General features: G+C 39.7%; 15 protein-coding genes and 2 pseudogenes. 5 read left to right on the top strand and 12 right to left on the bottom strand.

Annotated features, from left to right (window positions below; translation table 11 throughout):
• Nucleotides 1-11: 11 nt before the first annotated feature.
• The 3 genes from M5V91_RS13070 to M5V91_RS13080 all read left to right on the top strand — a co-directional run bounded on the left by M5V91_RS13070 (nucleotide 12) and on the right by M5V91_RS13080 (nucleotide 2,461).
• Complete coding sequence (locus M5V91_RS13070) at nucleotides 12-626, top strand: helix-turn-helix transcriptional regulator (RefSeq protein ID WP_009331007.1); 615 nt, start codon at nucleotides 12-14, stop codon at nucleotides 624-626.
• The gene (locus M5V91_RS13075) at nucleotides 623-1,897 is read left to right on the top strand and encodes an MFS transporter (protein ID WP_009331008.1); all 1,275 of its coding nucleotides are present in this window, start codon (nucleotides 623-625) and stop codon (nucleotides 1,895-1,897) included. The genes M5V91_RS13070 and M5V91_RS13075 overlap by 4 nt, the downstream gene beginning before the upstream one ends.
• A 96-nt stretch (nucleotides 1,898-1,993) precedes the next feature.
• Nucleotides 1,994-2,461, top strand: coding sequence for a YkyB family protein (locus tag M5V91_RS13080; protein WP_009331009.1), 468 nt, complete (start codon nucleotides 1,994-1,996; stop codon nucleotides 2,459-2,461).
• A 383-nt stretch (nucleotides 2,462-2,844) separates the two neighbouring features.
• On the opposite strand, the gene M5V91_RS13085 is transcribed toward M5V91_RS13080, so the two are convergent.
• The 4 genes and pseudogenes from M5V91_RS13085 to M5V91_RS13100 form a co-directional block, all read right to left on the bottom strand.
• Nucleotides 2,845-3,750 carry a chemotaxis protein gene (locus M5V91_RS13085; RefSeq protein WP_009331010.1) on the bottom strand — a complete coding sequence of 302 codons (906 nt, stop codon included), beginning with the start codon at nucleotides 3,748-3,750 and terminating at the stop codon, nucleotides 2,845-2,847.
• Between the two features lie 269 nt (nucleotides 3,751-4,019).
• A pseudogene (locus M5V91_RS13090) lies at nucleotides 4,020-5,334 on the bottom strand (MFS transporter).
• A gap of 403 nt (nucleotides 5,335-5,737) precedes the next feature.
• Complete coding sequence (locus M5V91_RS13095) at nucleotides 5,738-6,202, bottom strand: DinB family protein (protein ID WP_019381656.1); 465 nt, start codon at nucleotides 6,200-6,202, stop codon at nucleotides 5,738-5,740.
• 394 nt (nucleotides 6,203-6,596) lie between these two features.
• Nucleotides 6,597-7,136: an RDD family protein gene (locus M5V91_RS13100; protein ID WP_019381654.1), complete on the bottom strand. Its 540-nt coding sequence runs from the start codon at nucleotides 7,134-7,136 to the stop codon at nucleotides 6,597-6,599.
• 277 nt (nucleotides 7,137-7,413) lie between these two features.
• Between M5V91_RS13100 and M5V91_RS13105 the strand changes: the two genes are divergently transcribed.
• Both M5V91_RS13105 and M5V91_RS13110 read left to right on the top strand, forming a co-directional pair.
• Complete coding sequence (locus tag M5V91_RS13105; RefSeq protein WP_009331014.1) at nucleotides 7,414-7,617, top strand: protein YkzT; 204 nt, start codon at nucleotides 7,414-7,416, stop codon at nucleotides 7,615-7,617.
• 108 nt (nucleotides 7,618-7,725) lie between these two features.
• On the top strand, nucleotides 7,726-8,877 hold the full coding sequence (locus M5V91_RS13110) for an aminotransferase A (RefSeq protein WP_009331015.1): 1,152 nt from the start codon (nucleotides 7,726-7,728) through the stop codon (nucleotides 8,875-8,877).
• Between the two features lie 8 nt (nucleotides 8,878-8,885).
• On the opposite strand, the gene M5V91_RS13115 is transcribed toward M5V91_RS13110, so the two are convergent.
• The 8 genes and pseudogenes from M5V91_RS13115 to M5V91_RS13150 all read right to left on the bottom strand — a co-directional run bounded on the left by M5V91_RS13115 (nucleotide 8,886) and on the right by M5V91_RS13150 (nucleotide 15,567).
• Complete coding sequence (locus M5V91_RS13115; protein ID WP_284522192.1) at nucleotides 8,886-9,176, bottom strand: hypothetical protein; 291 nt, start codon at nucleotides 9,174-9,176, stop codon at nucleotides 8,886-8,888.
• Nucleotides 9,177-9,250: 74 nt separating this feature from the next.
• Nucleotides 9,251-10,080: pseudogene (locus M5V91_RS13120) on the bottom strand (NAD(P)-dependent oxidoreductase).
• 244 nt (nucleotides 10,081-10,324) lie between these two features.
• Nucleotides 10,325-10,786 carry a hypothetical protein gene (locus M5V91_RS13125; RefSeq protein ID WP_009331018.1) on the bottom strand — a complete coding sequence of 154 codons (462 nt, stop codon included), beginning with the start codon at nucleotides 10,784-10,786 and terminating at the stop codon, nucleotides 10,325-10,327.
• 500 nt (nucleotides 10,787-11,286) lie between these two features.
• On the bottom strand, nucleotides 11,287-13,002 hold the full coding sequence (gene ptsP, locus M5V91_RS13130) for a phosphoenolpyruvate--protein phosphotransferase (protein ID WP_009331019.1): 1,716 nt from the start codon (nucleotides 13,000-13,002) through the stop codon (nucleotides 11,287-11,289).
• Complete coding sequence (locus M5V91_RS13135; protein ID WP_009331020.1) at nucleotides 13,002-13,268, bottom strand: phosphocarrier protein HPr; 267 nt, start codon at nucleotides 13,266-13,268, stop codon at nucleotides 13,002-13,004. The genes ptsP and M5V91_RS13135 overlap by 1 nt, the downstream gene beginning before the upstream one ends.
• A gap of 454 nt (nucleotides 13,269-13,722) precedes the next feature.
• Nucleotides 13,723-14,013 carry a hypothetical protein gene (locus tag M5V91_RS13140; protein ID WP_009331021.1) on the bottom strand — a complete coding sequence of 97 codons (291 nt, stop codon included), beginning with the start codon at nucleotides 14,011-14,013 and terminating at the stop codon, nucleotides 13,723-13,725.
• Between the two features lie 85 nt (nucleotides 14,014-14,098).
• A complete protein-coding gene (locus tag M5V91_RS13145; RefSeq protein ID WP_009331022.1) occupies nucleotides 14,099-14,896 on the bottom strand; it encodes an ABC transporter permease in 798 nt (265 codons plus the stop codon).
• A gap of 11 nt (nucleotides 14,897-14,907) precedes the next feature.
• Nucleotides 14,908-15,567, bottom strand: a complete 660-nt coding sequence (locus M5V91_RS13150) for an ABC transporter ATP-binding protein (RefSeq protein WP_009331023.1) — start codon at nucleotides 15,565-15,567, stop codon at nucleotides 14,908-14,910.
• Nucleotides 15,568-15,626 lie beyond the last annotated feature (59 nt).

Here is a 15,626-nt window from a genome sequence, read left to right on the forward strand (position 1 = left end):
GAGTTTTATAATTGTCTATAGAACATACCATTCTTGCTGTGCTAAGCTTTTGGCCCAGCACAGGATATAATATTAAATCTGAATTTGAACACAAAGCTGCTGGCCTTTATTGGGGAATGAGCTATGGGAGCATTTACCCGAAATTAAAAAAGCTGGAGGAAGAAGGATTTATCTATGCAATCGAGCAGGAAGATGAAGGAAGAAAGAAAAAAATGTATGAGCTCACTGCAAAAGGCTGGAAAGAGTTTGAGAACTGGCTGAAGATTCCTCCTTCTTTCCCGGTTATTAAAGATGAATTGCTAATGAAAATGTCAACATGGCATGAAGATATGGATAATGAAGTGTTAATTAGCCATTTATTAAAAAGAAAAGAAGAAACCTCTGATATTCTAAAATTTGTACAAGAATGGCCGCGAAATGGATACTCCTATGTCAGCAAGCTTGGCTGCCTCTCTATTCGATATGCAGAAATGAAGCTGGAAACAGAAATTAAATGGATTGAAGAATCAATTGAAGCGCTGCAAAATAATAATCTGCCAGATGGCCAGGACCCTCATGGCAATACTGAAAAGCTGCTAAACAGGCGAAGGAGGGCCATTGGCGGGGATAAGGGGAATTGCCAATGAAACCCGGCATTTTTAAACCACTCAAGCTGAAATCCTTTCGCTCTCTATTTGGTGCCCAGTTATTTTCCGATTTGGGTAACTGGCTCGATTTTATTGCTTTGCAGGTTATTGTCGCTTATCACTGGGGGCTTGATGAAACGGCAATTGCCTCTGTTATTATTGTTCTCGGCCTTCCCTGGGTCATTATCGGTCCATTTGCAAGTGTATTTGTGGATAGATTACCGAAAAAAGCTGTTATGATCGTTTGCCTCCTTTTAAGAATTGTCTTTGTCGGAGGCTTGTTTTACGCTCCCAACCTATACATTCTGCTATTATTTGTCTTTTTAAAGGGAACCGTATCAGCCCTTTACGACCCGGCAAGGCAGAGTGCTATCCGGATGATTGTACCTGACAGCATGCTGCCTGAAGCAGTAACTCTAAGCCAGCTTTCAGTCAATACCATGAAAATTGCCGGGCCAGCATTAGGCGGAGGGATAATAGCAGTTTTCGGACCAAAAAGCCCCTTTCTATTTGAAGCAGCAGGATTCATTGCAGCCATTGTTTTCCTTCTATTTCTTCCCAGCTTAACTTCTTTTGAGGAATCAGATAAAAGAATGGCAGAAGACTATACTGTCAAAACAAGTTATTGGAAAGAATTTTCAGAGGGCATAAAACATATTTTCCACACTCCCCTTTTAAGGGTCTCAATTATTCTTTCTTCTGCAGCATTTTTCATCATTTTCCTTTATGATGGGTTATTTATTTTTATTGCAAAGCAGATTGGATTTAATGAGGGCAATTTTGGATTACTGATCAGTGCAGTGGGAGCAGGCAGTGTTGCTGGCTCACTTTTGCTGGGCCATTGGACAGGGTGGAACCGAAAACCCGTCCATTTAATGAGTTCTTCGGCCATATTAAGCGGCACTTTTATTGTAGCTGTTGGACTTGGAGGCTTAGGTCTTCTTAATTTCCCTCCACTGGTCTGGATAATCGGTGCATGTCTATTAGGTCTTTTAGGAGCTGGAGAATCTGTTCCTTACGGCTATGTGCTCCAATCTGAAACACCAAAGCAAATGATGGGCAGAGTTTCGGCTGCCGCCATGTCCCTGCAGACTTTTTCCATGCTTATTGCACCTGCTGCAGGAGCTCTTCTTGCAAAACAGCTAGGTGCCTCTTTTGTTATGATTGGCGCTGGCTTGGCAACAACATTATTAGGTTCATCAATGCTGATGGTTATATGGAAAAAGTCAGGATCCTTACAACCTATAAGCAGAAAGCAGCTGGATGGATAAGCTTTTGTATTAAAAGCCTTATCCAAGTTGGTTTTATTGACTAAAAAGGGTATAATATTGTTTATACCCCTTTATAATTTGAAAGGAGATTGGAAATTGAATTCTGATAAGAAACAATATCCCCATCTGCAACCAACGGTTGAAAACCTCTCTCAAGCCATCTTCACCGTTAACCGCCATGCAAAGACAGCACCAAACCCTAAATTTTTGTATAAATTAAAGCACGATGCACTTCAAAAGTTAATTAGAGAAGGAAAAGCCCAGAAAGCAGGCCTTCACTATTCTGGCAATCCAAAAAACAGCCAGCAGCAGTCAGATGTTCTCGTAAAATGCGGGAATTATTCTTTCCATCTTCCGCCTTCTAAAGAGGATTTCTCAGAGCTTCCCCATTTGGGCAAACTCGATTCCTTCGTCAGAAATCCAAAATCTTCTCTATCTCTTAATGCGGCGAAAAAATTGCTTATGTCATATACAGGGCTAAAAGAGCTTAATAGCAAGCCAAATGCAAAAAAGCACCGCTATGAAAAACCTGTATTTAAGAAATTAGGAGAAAGTTACTTTTAATCAAGAAAAGCGCAAGCGCCTTCGGAACAAGCCGAAACCGCTTGTTCCTGCGAAGAACATCCAAGGAAGCTTTCCCTAGGTGCTCACCCCCGAAAAGCCTAAGACGGGCCTCATGGAAAGGCGTCCTTTGCCTTTTTAGGAGGATTGCCGAAATGTGGAGGCGGCTGCACAGGGACGACAAGCATGAGACGAGCCATGCAAGAAGGTGTTCTTTCCTTCTGGAAGGGTTTGGCTAGGCTTTCGTCCCTAGGAGCCGCAACTAGACAGGCTTGTGACCTCGAGGGGGCAGGCGCTGGAGCTAGACAATTATCAAAGTTCAAAGTTATACTTTCTTACCTAACAAGAAAAAGCTGGAGTATTCCAGCTTTTTCTTTGTGGTGGTTCTATAATGCATACTGATCTATCAAAAGCACCAATTCTGCAATTTCAGGCTTGCTCACCTGCGCATTGGCTCCAACCATCTGACCCTTGTGGCGAAGATCTTCGGTAATCAATGAAGAAAAAATAATAACTGGAATTTTTGCAAGCACAGGATGATCTTTAACTTTTTTAGTAAGGTGATGCCCATCCATTTGCGGCATTTCGATATCAGTGATCATGATTTGCACTTCCTCAGTGACATCACGCCCCGACTCGGCTAAGGAATGCAAATATCTATAAGCATCGTATCCATTTTCAAAGAATTCAATTTGACAAAAGCCAGCTTCATTTAAAGTATCATTCAAAAGCTTTCTTAGGAGTGGAGAGTCTTCAGCAATAAGCAGCTTCTTGTCAGACCTTTCACGCTTTCCAAGTTTCTGCACCTTCTGGATGCTAATCCCTGAATCAGGATTTATCTCAGTGACCATTTTTTCAAAATCAAGGAGCAGCACCATCTCATCCTCAAGCTTTATGATTCCGATAATCTGGCTTTCCTGACCCTGATACATTTCAGAAGGCTTCTCAATTTGGTTCCAGGAAATGCGGTGAATTTTTGAAACATTATGAACATGAAAAACAATTTTCTGCTGATTAAACTCTGTCACAATAAACTTATCCTGCTGAGGGCTTTCTGAGGCCGGCATATTTAATGATGATGCTACATCCACTACTGGAAGAACCTCTCCCCTCAGTTCAATGATCCCTTCAATATTACGATGAGAATGCGGGACAGGAATGACAGGGACAGGATTAATAATTTCCTTCACTTTAATAACATTAATCCCAAATTTATTCCTTCCTATTGAGAATTCAACAATCTCCAGTTCATTCGTTCCGCTTTCCAGTAAAATGCCTTTTTTCTGTTCCACTTTTTTCGCCCTTCCTTTTTCATATGCTTATATCTAAGTTCGCGGCTCCTGTTTGTATGACACTTGTTTTATGAGCAGCAAGACACCGAATATGAATTATGAATCTTTTTCTCTATTAATATACCATGAATGGATAAAATTTCTTATAAAAATTTCAGTTCATTATGAAAAAAGTCCTTATTTCTGAGACTGGAAGTCAGCTGCTTTGCTAAAACAAGAAAAAGCAAGCCATTGGCGGCTTGCTTCTTACATGCGATACAGATGCATACCTATTCAGGAATGCTGTCATCCTTAATTTTTGAATGAACAAGCAGTCCAATTATAGTTAATATCATCAATGAACCTAAAGCAAGTCTGCTTGCCAGGTTTCCATAGCTGGCAAAGATCAAAGTAATGCTTCCATAAATAACGGGTCCGATTATGGAAGATACTTTCCCTGAAAATGCAAACAAACCAAAAAACTGCCCTCTTTTATCTTCTGGAGTCAATTCCACAATATAAGTCCTTGTGGTAACCCACATGGACCCCAGAGCGACGCCAAACATGCTGCCCGCAATCCAAAACATGATTTCATTGACAGCCCCAACAGCAATTGCCAGAGCAACAAGAAGAAGGATCCCAACGTATTTAACCGCTTTGTTGGGCCCTTTCGCCTTGGTAATATATCCAAATACAAAAGAACCAATTATACTGGACACCGTTGAAGCAAGATATAGCAAAATGAATTGGCCAGTTGAAAAGCCGACAATGGTTTTTGCGTAAACAGCCATCATGGCAATCGTTGTGGCAATTGCATCATTTAAAAAAATAGGCAATCATGAAAGTGAAAATCGCCTTATAATGTTTCATATCTTTAAAGGTCTGCCAAATTTCCTTATAGCCTGATAAAAATTTTTGTTTTTCTTTTGCCTGGTAAGGCTTATCTTTTACAAAGAAAAACAGCGGCAAAGAAAACAGCAGAAATAATATGGCAGTTGGTATAAAAGATTCGTGAAAACCGTCATCTCCTACAAATAAATAAACTGTCAGCCCTACAAGGGTTCCGATATAGCCAACAGCCACTCCAAAGCCTGAAATCAGCGGTATATCCTGCTTTGTTCCCAAATCGGAAATCATGGCATCGTAAAAAACCAGACTGGAATGGAAAAAACTTTGCAATAATAAAACATATAATAACGAGTGCAAGATAAACTGGAAGCCCAAATATTTTCCCGCTAATCTGGCTTGATGCAAAAACCCCCATTAAAATGGTCGCCATTACAGTAATAAGCGTAAAGATTACTATATATTTCTTTTTCTTCCTGTCCTGTCTATCATAACCCCAAACAATGGAGAGAACAGGACAAGAAAAAAGCTTGCCAGCGCATTTGAATAAGAAATAAAGGTGCTCGCTATCTGATTCAAAACTTCATTCTCTCCTATTACTTCCTGCAGGTAAAAAGGAAAGAAAATGGTATTAATATTTGAGGAAAAAATAGTATTCGCAAAATCGTAAAGTGCCCATGATACAACGGGCAGTGTCATATACAGCCGCCAGGAATTGAAATTCCCCTGTTTCTGCAGCTCCGTTTTTTCTATTTCCATGTCATCAGCTCCTTCAGGTAAAAAATACCTTAATCCTTATTCAAGACCTTTCTTTAAAACCCTTTTATTTTACCAAATTTTATTCAATGCAACATTTTTGAAATTTTTATGAATATTCAGTTAAGTTTGTTATGCAATAATGGCAGAAATTAATTTAAAGAGGGGAAAAGCGAAAAGAAATGAACAAAAAGCAATTAATCTACTTGTCTGATTTGTGAAGGCCAAAACAGGGGAGGAGTTAAATGAACAGGCAGAATCTTCCCGTATTGCCGCAATGATGGTGCCTTCTTTTTTGGGCATTTTGTTTTATTGAGTGCATCATCCCGATCAGGAGCCTCTGCCTGTTTTGCTGCATGACGTTATAGCATCTTACTTTACAGTAAAATCGGACTGCCAGCCTGTGTTATACACTGATGCCGGCTGCATGCATTATTTGCTTTTTATGGTGAATGTCATGTTCTATAAAGTCTGCAAAATAATCGCGCACAGTTAAGCTGGTGCCGCCGATTTTAAAAGCTGTATCCAGTTTTTCTTCTGACATGCCTTGAAGCATCTGAAGAAATTGACTCCGTACTGATAAAAGTTCTTCAATAATCTCTAATTGTGCATGCTTTTTAGCGTATTCTCCTGCAGCGTCATTCACACTTTGAAAATCAGGATAGTTCTCAAGTACTGCACCCTCTTTAAAAAATGGAAAACGCTGTTCAAGAGAATATTTATCCCAAAATAACAGATGGGCAACTACTGCCGCAACCGGCCATTTTCCATCCGAGACAGGCTTTACCCAATTTTCACGGCCAAGATCTTTTATCGACTCAAGCCATACAGAATATGATTCGTAGTGAGTAACAATATCTTGCTTCTTCATTTTCATCCTCCCTTCCTAAAAATATATTCTGCATGCAGATAATAAATCCTTCCTATTGCTGACCCCAAAAAAGCTGCGTTGCAACTCAGTTGCCCAGCAGCTTAATTAAGAATTATTATTGGTCTATCTGCATAGAATACCGTTTTGCTTATGAATACTGCCCGTTGATTTCAGCATGGGACATTCAGCGAACCCGAGGGGAGGAATGAGAGCCTCCTTGGCTCCGTCTGCGGGGATTCCCTCACTTCCCGCAGGACCTTGATTAAGCTTCATTGTATGAATCCCGCACGAAGGTAATGCGTCAGCATTTTCGAGGATCAAGTGCCCACAGCGAAGATCAACTCGTTTTTTAAACTTATTATTCAGTAATAAAGTAACTACTTTACCAAATACCTTATTTTTTTAATACGACTGTGCTTGCAATTAAATCATGCAATGCCTGTTTTTTCTCTGTAAAGGCCGCAATGATATAGCCGATAAGGAAAATTCCAGACAGAATGGCCATGGCCAAATATCTTCCAAGCGCCCTCCAGAAAGAAATACGGTTACCATTTAAGTCAGTCACTTTTAATCCCAGCAGCTTTTTGCCCACAGTTCCCTGCCATTTGGATGCGTGCAGGCCTGCAAAATAGGCAACAGCAACGACAAGATTGACAAGAAAGGTTACTCCAAGTGCGCCAAAATAAGATCCCATGAATGCAAAAGCTTCTTCATTGGTCATTTCTGTTTCCATATAAGATGGGTCGCTTATCATCGTATTAAAAGCGTCAGAAGTGCCAAAGAAAATCATAAAGATAACAATGCTTAGAATTGTAAGCGGAATTCCAACAATAATAGAATCGATTAAATAGGCCGCAAATCGGAGCCAGAACCCGCCATACTCCTCATATTCCTTAGTGCTTTCATAAGGCTGCTTCTCTAAAGATGTCTCCACTTTAAAACCTCCTTTATTTATTCAGCTGGAAAACTAACAAACTAAAAATGCAGTTTCCACTATCTACTAATGTTAATCTCTAAATGAATTATATTCAACTATTTGTAAATTTTTACACTCATTTATTTTTTACAAAAATTCCTCTAAAACGTTTTCATCTTGACTTTTTTGTGAACAGTCTTATAACAGTGTAGACACTGTTTTTACCAAGTCATAAAATAAGTTTGTAAAGCTGAAAGTAAGTTTTACATAAATTAAAAAAGAGGTGCGATCAGGCATGAAAGGTACAGCAATCCTTTACCATGATGAACATAAAGTTACAATCCTGGAAAATGTGGAGCATTCTGTGTTTGAGGAAATGAAAGATCAATGCGGCGACAAACATTGCCGATGCCATATAGAAAATAAAGTAATCGATTTTGGTGCTGTATCCCCGGTATTATGGCATGAAGACGAAGTCGATTGGGATTACGGATACTAATTTTATTTTTGGAGGCTCTGAATAGAATTCAGAGCCTGTTTTATTTTTTCTGTTTGCTCCCGCATCAAAGTGATAGAATATACATTATGATTATGCGAGGTGAACACATTGGAACATTTAATTAACCAAAGAGTGAAGGACATTGAAATTTCCGGAATCAGAAAGTTTTTCAATATGGTTGCCGGCACCAGGGACATGATTTCTCTTACAATTGGACAGCCTGATTTCCCGACGCCATTACATGTTAAAGAAGCAGCTAAACAGGCAATCGACGAGAACTTTACCTCCTATACACACAATGCGGGCGATATTCGATTGCGGGAAGCTGCAGCTTCTTTTGTAAAAACAAAATATAACCTTACATATAACCCTGAACTAGAAGTCATTGTGACATCGGGGGCAAGTGAAGCTATCGATATTGCATTCCGTACAATTCTGGATGAAGGATCGGAAGTAATTCTGCCTGGTCCTGTTTATCCCGGTTATGAGCCAATCATAAAGCTTTGCGGTTCAGTTCCGGTACATACTGATATTTCCAGAAACAAGTTTAGATTTACTGCGGATTTAATTGCAAAACATATGAGTGATAAAACAAGGTGTATTGTTCTTCCATATCCTTCGAACCCGACAGGTGTCAGTCTGAGTTTGGAGGAGCTTGAGGAAATTGCTGCTCTTGTTAAAGGCAAAGATATCTTTATCCTTGCTGATGAAATTTACAGCGAACTGATCTATGATCAAACACACCACTCAATCGCCTCCCTTTTGCGGGAGCAAACTATAGTAATTAATGGACTTTCAAAATCCCATTCAATGACAGGCTGGCGCATTGGTCTTTTATTCGCACCGGAAAACCTGGCTAAACATATCTTGAAGGTGCATCAGTATAATGTGACATGTGCAGCTTCTGTCTCCCAAATGGCAGCTCTTGATGCGCTGACAACAGGAATCAACGACGCCCTGCCAATGAGGAATGAATATGCCAAACGCCGTGATTATGTATATGAACGATTAATACAAATGAACCTGGATGTAGTCAAACCGGATGGTGCATTTTATTTTTTCATAAAAATACCAGATGTATCAATGAACTCCTTTGAATTTGCCCTTTCTCTCGTTAAACAAGCAGGAGTTGCAGTAGTTCCAGGCAGTGCATTCTCCTCATATGGAGAAGGTTATTTCCGGATTTCCTTTGCATATTCCATGGATACATTAAAAGAAGGGCTTGACCGGATTGAAAAGTATCTGGAGGGTATATTGTAGCGAATCACTCAGTCAATAGCGCCATTTTCCTTTTTAGTAGGAATGGCGCTGTTTGTATATTCATTGCTTCTAATTTCAATCAAAGCAAAAAGGCAGGCTTCCTGCCTGCCTTTATCACCCTTACTGCCCCTGATAGTGCCCGTTGTTTTTTGATGCTTTTTCCTTTTTGGCTTTATCCTTATGAATTTTATTTGTGTCAGCACTTCCAAATTCGTGGGAGAATTCAGAATCAATGACAGCGGAATCGAAGCCTTTTTTGTTCTTTTGCTGAGGATCGTTTTTCTTATTTTTTTAGCCACCTGTCTAACCCCCTTTTCACTTTCATTATTAGTTTGAAGTGAAAAAAGGGGCTTTATTCATTAACGGGCGCAAATTACTTATCCCAATATTTATATAACGCCTGTGTACCGCTGTTTTCTTCCCCTTTTTCAGAAAGCTCGGCATACATTTTTTTGCAAGAGCAAGCCCTGGAGTCATCATGTCCATTGCTTCTGCTTCATCTAAGGCGATATTCATGTCCTTAATAAAATGTTTTATATAAAAGCCGGGTTCAAAGTTGCCATCAATTATTCTAGGTGCAAGGTTTGATAGTGACCAGCTGCCTGCTGCACCAGATGATATGCTTTGAAGCACCGTCCTTGGATCTAAACCTGCTTTTTCAGCATAAACTACCGCTTCACACACCCCGATCATATTTGATGCAATCGCAATTTGATTACACATTTTCGTATGTTGTCCGGCTCCTGCTTTTCCTTGATAAACGATATTTGTTCCGAGAAGGTTGAAAATCGGCTCCACAGCCAGAAATGCGTCCCTGTCTCCTCCGGCCATTATTGAAAGCTTTGCATCCCTGGCGCCGATATCTCCCCCTGAAACAGGGGCATCTATTGCATGCATTCCTTTTTTGCCTGCTTCTTCGTATATCTTTTTGGCCAATGTAGGTGTCGAGGTGGTCATGTCAATTACATATGTATTTTCTCTGCCATTTGTGATAATGCCATTTTCCCCAAGATACACTTCCTCTACATCTGCCGGATAACCAACAATCGTAATTATGACATTTGCCTTCTTTGCAACTTCCAACGGCGTCTCAGCCCACTCTGCCCCATGTTTTATTAGTTCAGAAGCTTTTTCTTTGGTTCTTGTATAAACAACTAATGGATAACCTGCTTTCAGCAGATGTCCCGCCATGCTCTTGCCCATAACCCCTGTTCCCACAAAACCGATAACTGTATTTTCAGGTGAAATCAATGTACCCGCTCCCTTTAAATATCTGAATTTTTTATATTAATTCTACCATTCCTTTTCTCATATTAAAAATATTAGATGTCCCAATAAAGACAAAAGACCAGGCAAATACCTGGTCCATCCCCAATTTTATGCGCGTAATTAATATTACCCAATTTAGATAAAACCAAAACTATCCTGTCATCACATTTGATTCTATTTAAAGCTGTGATGAAAAATTATTTAAGAATGCTCTAGCGATCACTACCTCTTCATTTAAGATTTCTACAGATACCGCATCTTCATTCACGATCATTTCTTCTATTTCGAAAACATGCAGGTCCTGTGTAAGAGGAATGGGATTCATAAAAATAAAGTTTCCCTTTTCATTATTGACTTCTATATATTCCCCGTCGATTATCGTGTCCTCCCCATATACAAACTCATCCGTACCCAGGGCAGCTGCCAGTTTTTCATTATGTATGGAAACTTTTACTTTGTATAATTCTTCTTCTGAAAGGATTTTATCATTAATTTTAAACCGGAACTGCAGCTCATTGTTTTTAGTCAGCAAGGCTTCAGCATGACTATTAACGATTGAGTCCTGGGGACCCTGCATGCAGCCTGACAAAGACAGGGCTAATATGGCGGTAAGGATTAGGCAAATGAGCTTTTTATTCATAAGAATTCCTCCTTTTTCATCACCTTTTCCATTCTCGCCTTAAGATAAACCCCAATTATAAAACTAAAACGTTACCTTAATTTAAGCTCACAAAATACAAAAGAAACCCTTCCGGGCTTCTTTAGTGGAGGACACGGCTTAAAAATGAGCTCTGCTTCTCATATAAGTCGTTTTTCTGCTTATCTTTAATACATCTATATCGGTCATGAAAGAGAAAGCTGATTATCATGGTAACCATTTTCCATCTCTCCTTTTTATGTTGTAGCTTTATTATAGGAGAGTTTCAGATTCCGGATAACAATCATAAGATGTGATTGCCGTCATCCTTAAGGCTGAATGGCAGTTTCGACTGGAGAAGGATAAAAAATAAACCGGCCATTATTGGCCGGCTTAAAAAGGGGGAAAATGAGAATGATCAGCTTACTTAAGACTGACCTAAGTGCTTACTTCTTATTTACCCGGGAAATTATATTTAAAACTCTTTAATTATTTCAATTTAATTACAGTTTCGCTGCTTCTTTTACAGCTTGGACTACTTCTTCTGCTGTATTCATATGAAGCGCTTTTTCAGCCAGTGCTTCCATGTCTTTTTTGTTTAGGTGACTGATTTGAGAACGAGCTTTAAGGATCGACGTAGCGCTCATGGAGAACTCATCAAGTCCTAATCCCAGCAGCAATGGAATTGCAGTTTCATCCCCAGCCATTTCACCGCACATGCCTGCCCACTTTCCTTCCTTGTGTGCTGCGTCAATAACCATTTTAACTAAACGCAAGATTGCAGGATTATACGGCTGGTAAAGATAAGAAACACGCTCATTCATTCGGTCTGCAGCCATTGTGTACTGAATTAAATCGTTTGTGCCTACGCTGAAGAAATCAACTTCTTTAGCAAATTGCTCAGCCATAACAGCAGTTGAAGGAATTTCAACCATAATACCAATTTCAATGTTGTCAGCAACCTGTGAGCCTTCGCTTATAAGCTTTTGTTTTTCTTCTTCAAGGATTGCTTTGCCCTGACGGAATTCATCGAGAGTTGCAATCATAGGGAACATGATTTTCAGGTTTCCATAAGTGCTTGCTCTTAACAAAGCCCTTAATTGTGTCCTGAACATATCCTGTTCTTCCAGACATAGGCGAATCGCCCTGAAGCCCAGGAATGGGTTCATTTCCTTAGGAAGATTTAGATAAGGAAGCTCTTTATCCCCGCCAATATCAAGCGTACGGACTACAACCGGTTTTCCGCCCATTCCTTCCAGGACAGCTTTGTAGGATTCAAACTGCTCCTCTTCAGTTGGAAGCTGGTCTCTTCCCATATATAAAAATTCCGTGCGGTAAAGGCCAATTCCTTCTCCGCCATTTTCAACTACGCCCTTCAGATCTTTTGGAGTGCCGATATTGGCAGCCAATTCAACATGATGGCCATCAGCAGTAACTGATTTTTCGTTTACTAGCTTTGCCCACTCAGCTTTTTGATCCTCGAATTTGCGGTGTTCTTCTTTGTATTCGGCGATGGCCTCTGGGGTCGGATTAATATGTACCAGACCTTTTAATCCATCCACGATAACCAGGTCACCATTTTTAATTTGCTTTGTGGATTCCTTTGTCCCCACTACTGCTGGAATTTCCATGGAACGGGCCATAATGGCAGAGTGAGATGTCCTGCCTCCAATGTCAGTTGTAAAACCTTTTACGAACTGGCGGTTCAGCTGAGCAGTATCGGAAGGGGTCAGGTCTTCAGCAATAATGATTACTTCTTCTGCAATCATGCTGGGATTCGCAATTTGCACTCCAAGCAAATGAGAAAGTACGCGTTTTGTTACGTCACGGATATCCGCTGCACGCTCTTTCATGTATTCATTGTCCATTTGTTCGAACATTGTAATGAACATATCTGCTGTCTCTTTTAAAGCAGATTCAGCATTTACTTTATCTGTTTTGATTTTATCTTCAATTGGCGAAATTAATTCAGGATCACTTAATACAAGAAGATGAGCATCGAAAATAGCAGCTTTATCAGCCCCAAGTTCTTTATGGGCATTATCGCGGATGACTTCCAATTCACCTTTAGATTCAGCTAATGCCGACTGAAAGCGTTCCACTTCTTGTTCCGCATTTTCTACTGTCTTTCTATCAAAAGAGAGATCCGGCTCAACCAAACGGTATGCTTTCGCTATTGCGATACCGCTTGACGCCGCAATTCCATTTAAAAAGCTCATTATTCAGCCAAACCTTCTTTTTTCAGTGTTTCTTCAAGGCTGTTAAGGGCATCCTGTTCATCACTGCCTTCAGCAATAATAGTTATATCTGCACCTTGTCCAACACCTAAAGACATAACACCCATGATTGATTTTAGGTTTACCTTCTTTTCCTTGTACTCAAGGTGAATTTCTGAGTCAAATTTGCTGGCAGCTTGTACAAGCATTGTAGCTGGACGAGCGTGAATTCCTGTTTCTGCAATTACTTTAAATTGTTTTTGAACCATATGGGATCAATCTCCTTCTTATTAATGATTGTATTAAGATGTGCAAGGCGTTGCCTCACGAACTTAAAGACGGGAACTGGAACTTATTCTGCAAATCAGCAGCAGGATGAAACAGTAATGATGCCGGATATTTCGTCCTATATGCTGTTTTATTTTTTCCAACGCCCTATTATTCATGTATATAGTTGTTCAAAAAGGCTGAGAAAAATTAATAAAATCACTTCGTCTCGAAGCTTCTCTGCACTTTGAAAACTTCCATAAAATCAGGAAATATTACCTGGCTGCAATTAAGTCATCGGACAACTTACATCTCAGACAAAAGAATAGCATTTCACATTCATTTAGACAATGAAAAACCCTTAATTTTTCACGTTTGTTCACACTTTTTTGAGTAAAACGCTTTCATTTGCCAATGATTTCTACTTAATGTTTCAGATCCAATATTCCTTTTGATTTATGGCTGTGGATGATACTTATCTTGTTTTCTAACCAGTTTTGAAGTTTCTTTGTATTGAAGTACATTATAGCTGATTCGCATTTTTGAAATGGTTCCCTTTAGAGCCGTTTCATGATCGCATTCCCGGTCCGTATACAATGTGGCAAGATCCGATACGGATCGCGAAAGCATTTCTATGACATGTTTCAAGTCTTCATGATTATAAGAAGTGCTGTCTTCCATCAGATGCTCTAAAATATCTTGAGATAAACTTTTCACTCTTAATGCTTTTTCGGATTCAACTTTCATTATTTTATCCCGCCTTTTTGATTGATTTTTTCATTATATGCGGGCCAGAAGAGTGAAATGCTGTGAGCTTAGGCTATTAAGCAATCTAGTTCTTTCCTTCCGGAAAAAATTGGGCATCCAGATTGAAAAAATTCCTATGAGCCAGAAGGATGAATAAGATTACCGATAAACCTACGCTTCCCAATATCCCCAGCAGAATAACAATCTGATATTCAATCGCAAGCAATGGGCTGACTCCTGATAGAATCTGCCCTGTCATCATCCCAGGCAAAAATATGATGCCCATTCCCAGCATATTATTGATAGTCGGCAGAACAGCAGAATCAAAAGCATGATTAACATATGGCTTAACTGCAGCTTTTGGATCAGCGCCAAGCATTAGTGCACCCTCAATCATATCTTTTTGAGTTGTAAAGGAATTTAGAAGCTCCTTTACACTTAAAGTAATGCCTGTCATGGAGTTGCCAATTATCATCCCTGCTATTGGAATAAAGTAGCGTGGATCATACCACGGCTCAAAATGAATAACTACAAAATTAAAAAACACAAGACAAAAGGATGTACCGGCTATCATGGATATCGCAATGGTTTTCTTAAGGTTTACTGAAAGCCTGGTTCCAGCCTGTTTATATATTGTATAAATAGCAAAACCTTCCATAATCAAGATAACACCTAATGTCAACAGCGGATTGGAAAATTCAAACAAGCAAGTTAATACATAGCCTGCAATTACGAGCTGAAGTGTCATTCTGAAAGCTGCAATAGTCAGCTTTTTCTCACGGGCGATTCCTCTCACTTTAAAGATAATGATAAGAAGAAGCACAAATAAATAAGCTGATATTAGCCGCCAAAATTCAATATCAATAATGGAGCTATTTTCCATCATAATCCCCCTTAGATATTCTTCTCCATCTCCTCCCTGAACGGCAGCTGGGATAAATCAATCCTTTCATCTGCATATTGCTCATTGACTTTCCTGGAGTGAGTAATCATGATTAATGAAGCATGCTTCTTTTTAATTTCCGCGATAAAATGACCCAAAACCATCATTTCGGTGTCTTCGTCCAATGCAGCAGTCGGTTCATCCAGCAGATAGACATCAGCTGCAAGAAGCAGAATTCTTGCCAATGCCAGCCGCTGTTTTTCCCCGCCGGAAAGAGTCCCTGCATCTTCATCAAGCTCCTTAGTCATTTGCATATTATGTAGTGCCTGCTTAAGTACTTCATCACCATCAGGTTTAGATCCGTTGAGCATATAACCCATCATCAAGTTATCTTTTATTGTGCCAGGAAATATTAATGGAACCTGCGAAAGCATGACTGCCTTTCTTCTGTGCTGGACAGAATCTATATCTTTTAGCGGGGCGCCTTCATAGAAGATTTCACCAGAATCCGGGGAAATCATTTTGTTCAGCAATTTCATGAGAGTTGACTTTCCAGCGCCGCTTTCACCCGTAATACAAGTTACTTTTTCTTTTCTTATGTCAAGATGATCCACATTCAAAATATTATTAACCCTTACTCCTCTTATTGCGAATAGCAAATCTGTTGTCATATGCAGCTCCTTTTCCAGTTTCCGTATACCCTCTAGCTTATCCCTTTAAACGCAATAGC

The organism is Cytobacillus pseudoceanisediminis (genome assembly GCF_023516215.1).
Lineage (GTDB): Bacteria > Bacillota > Bacilli > Bacillales > Cytobacillaceae > Cytobacillus > Cytobacillus pseudoceanisediminis.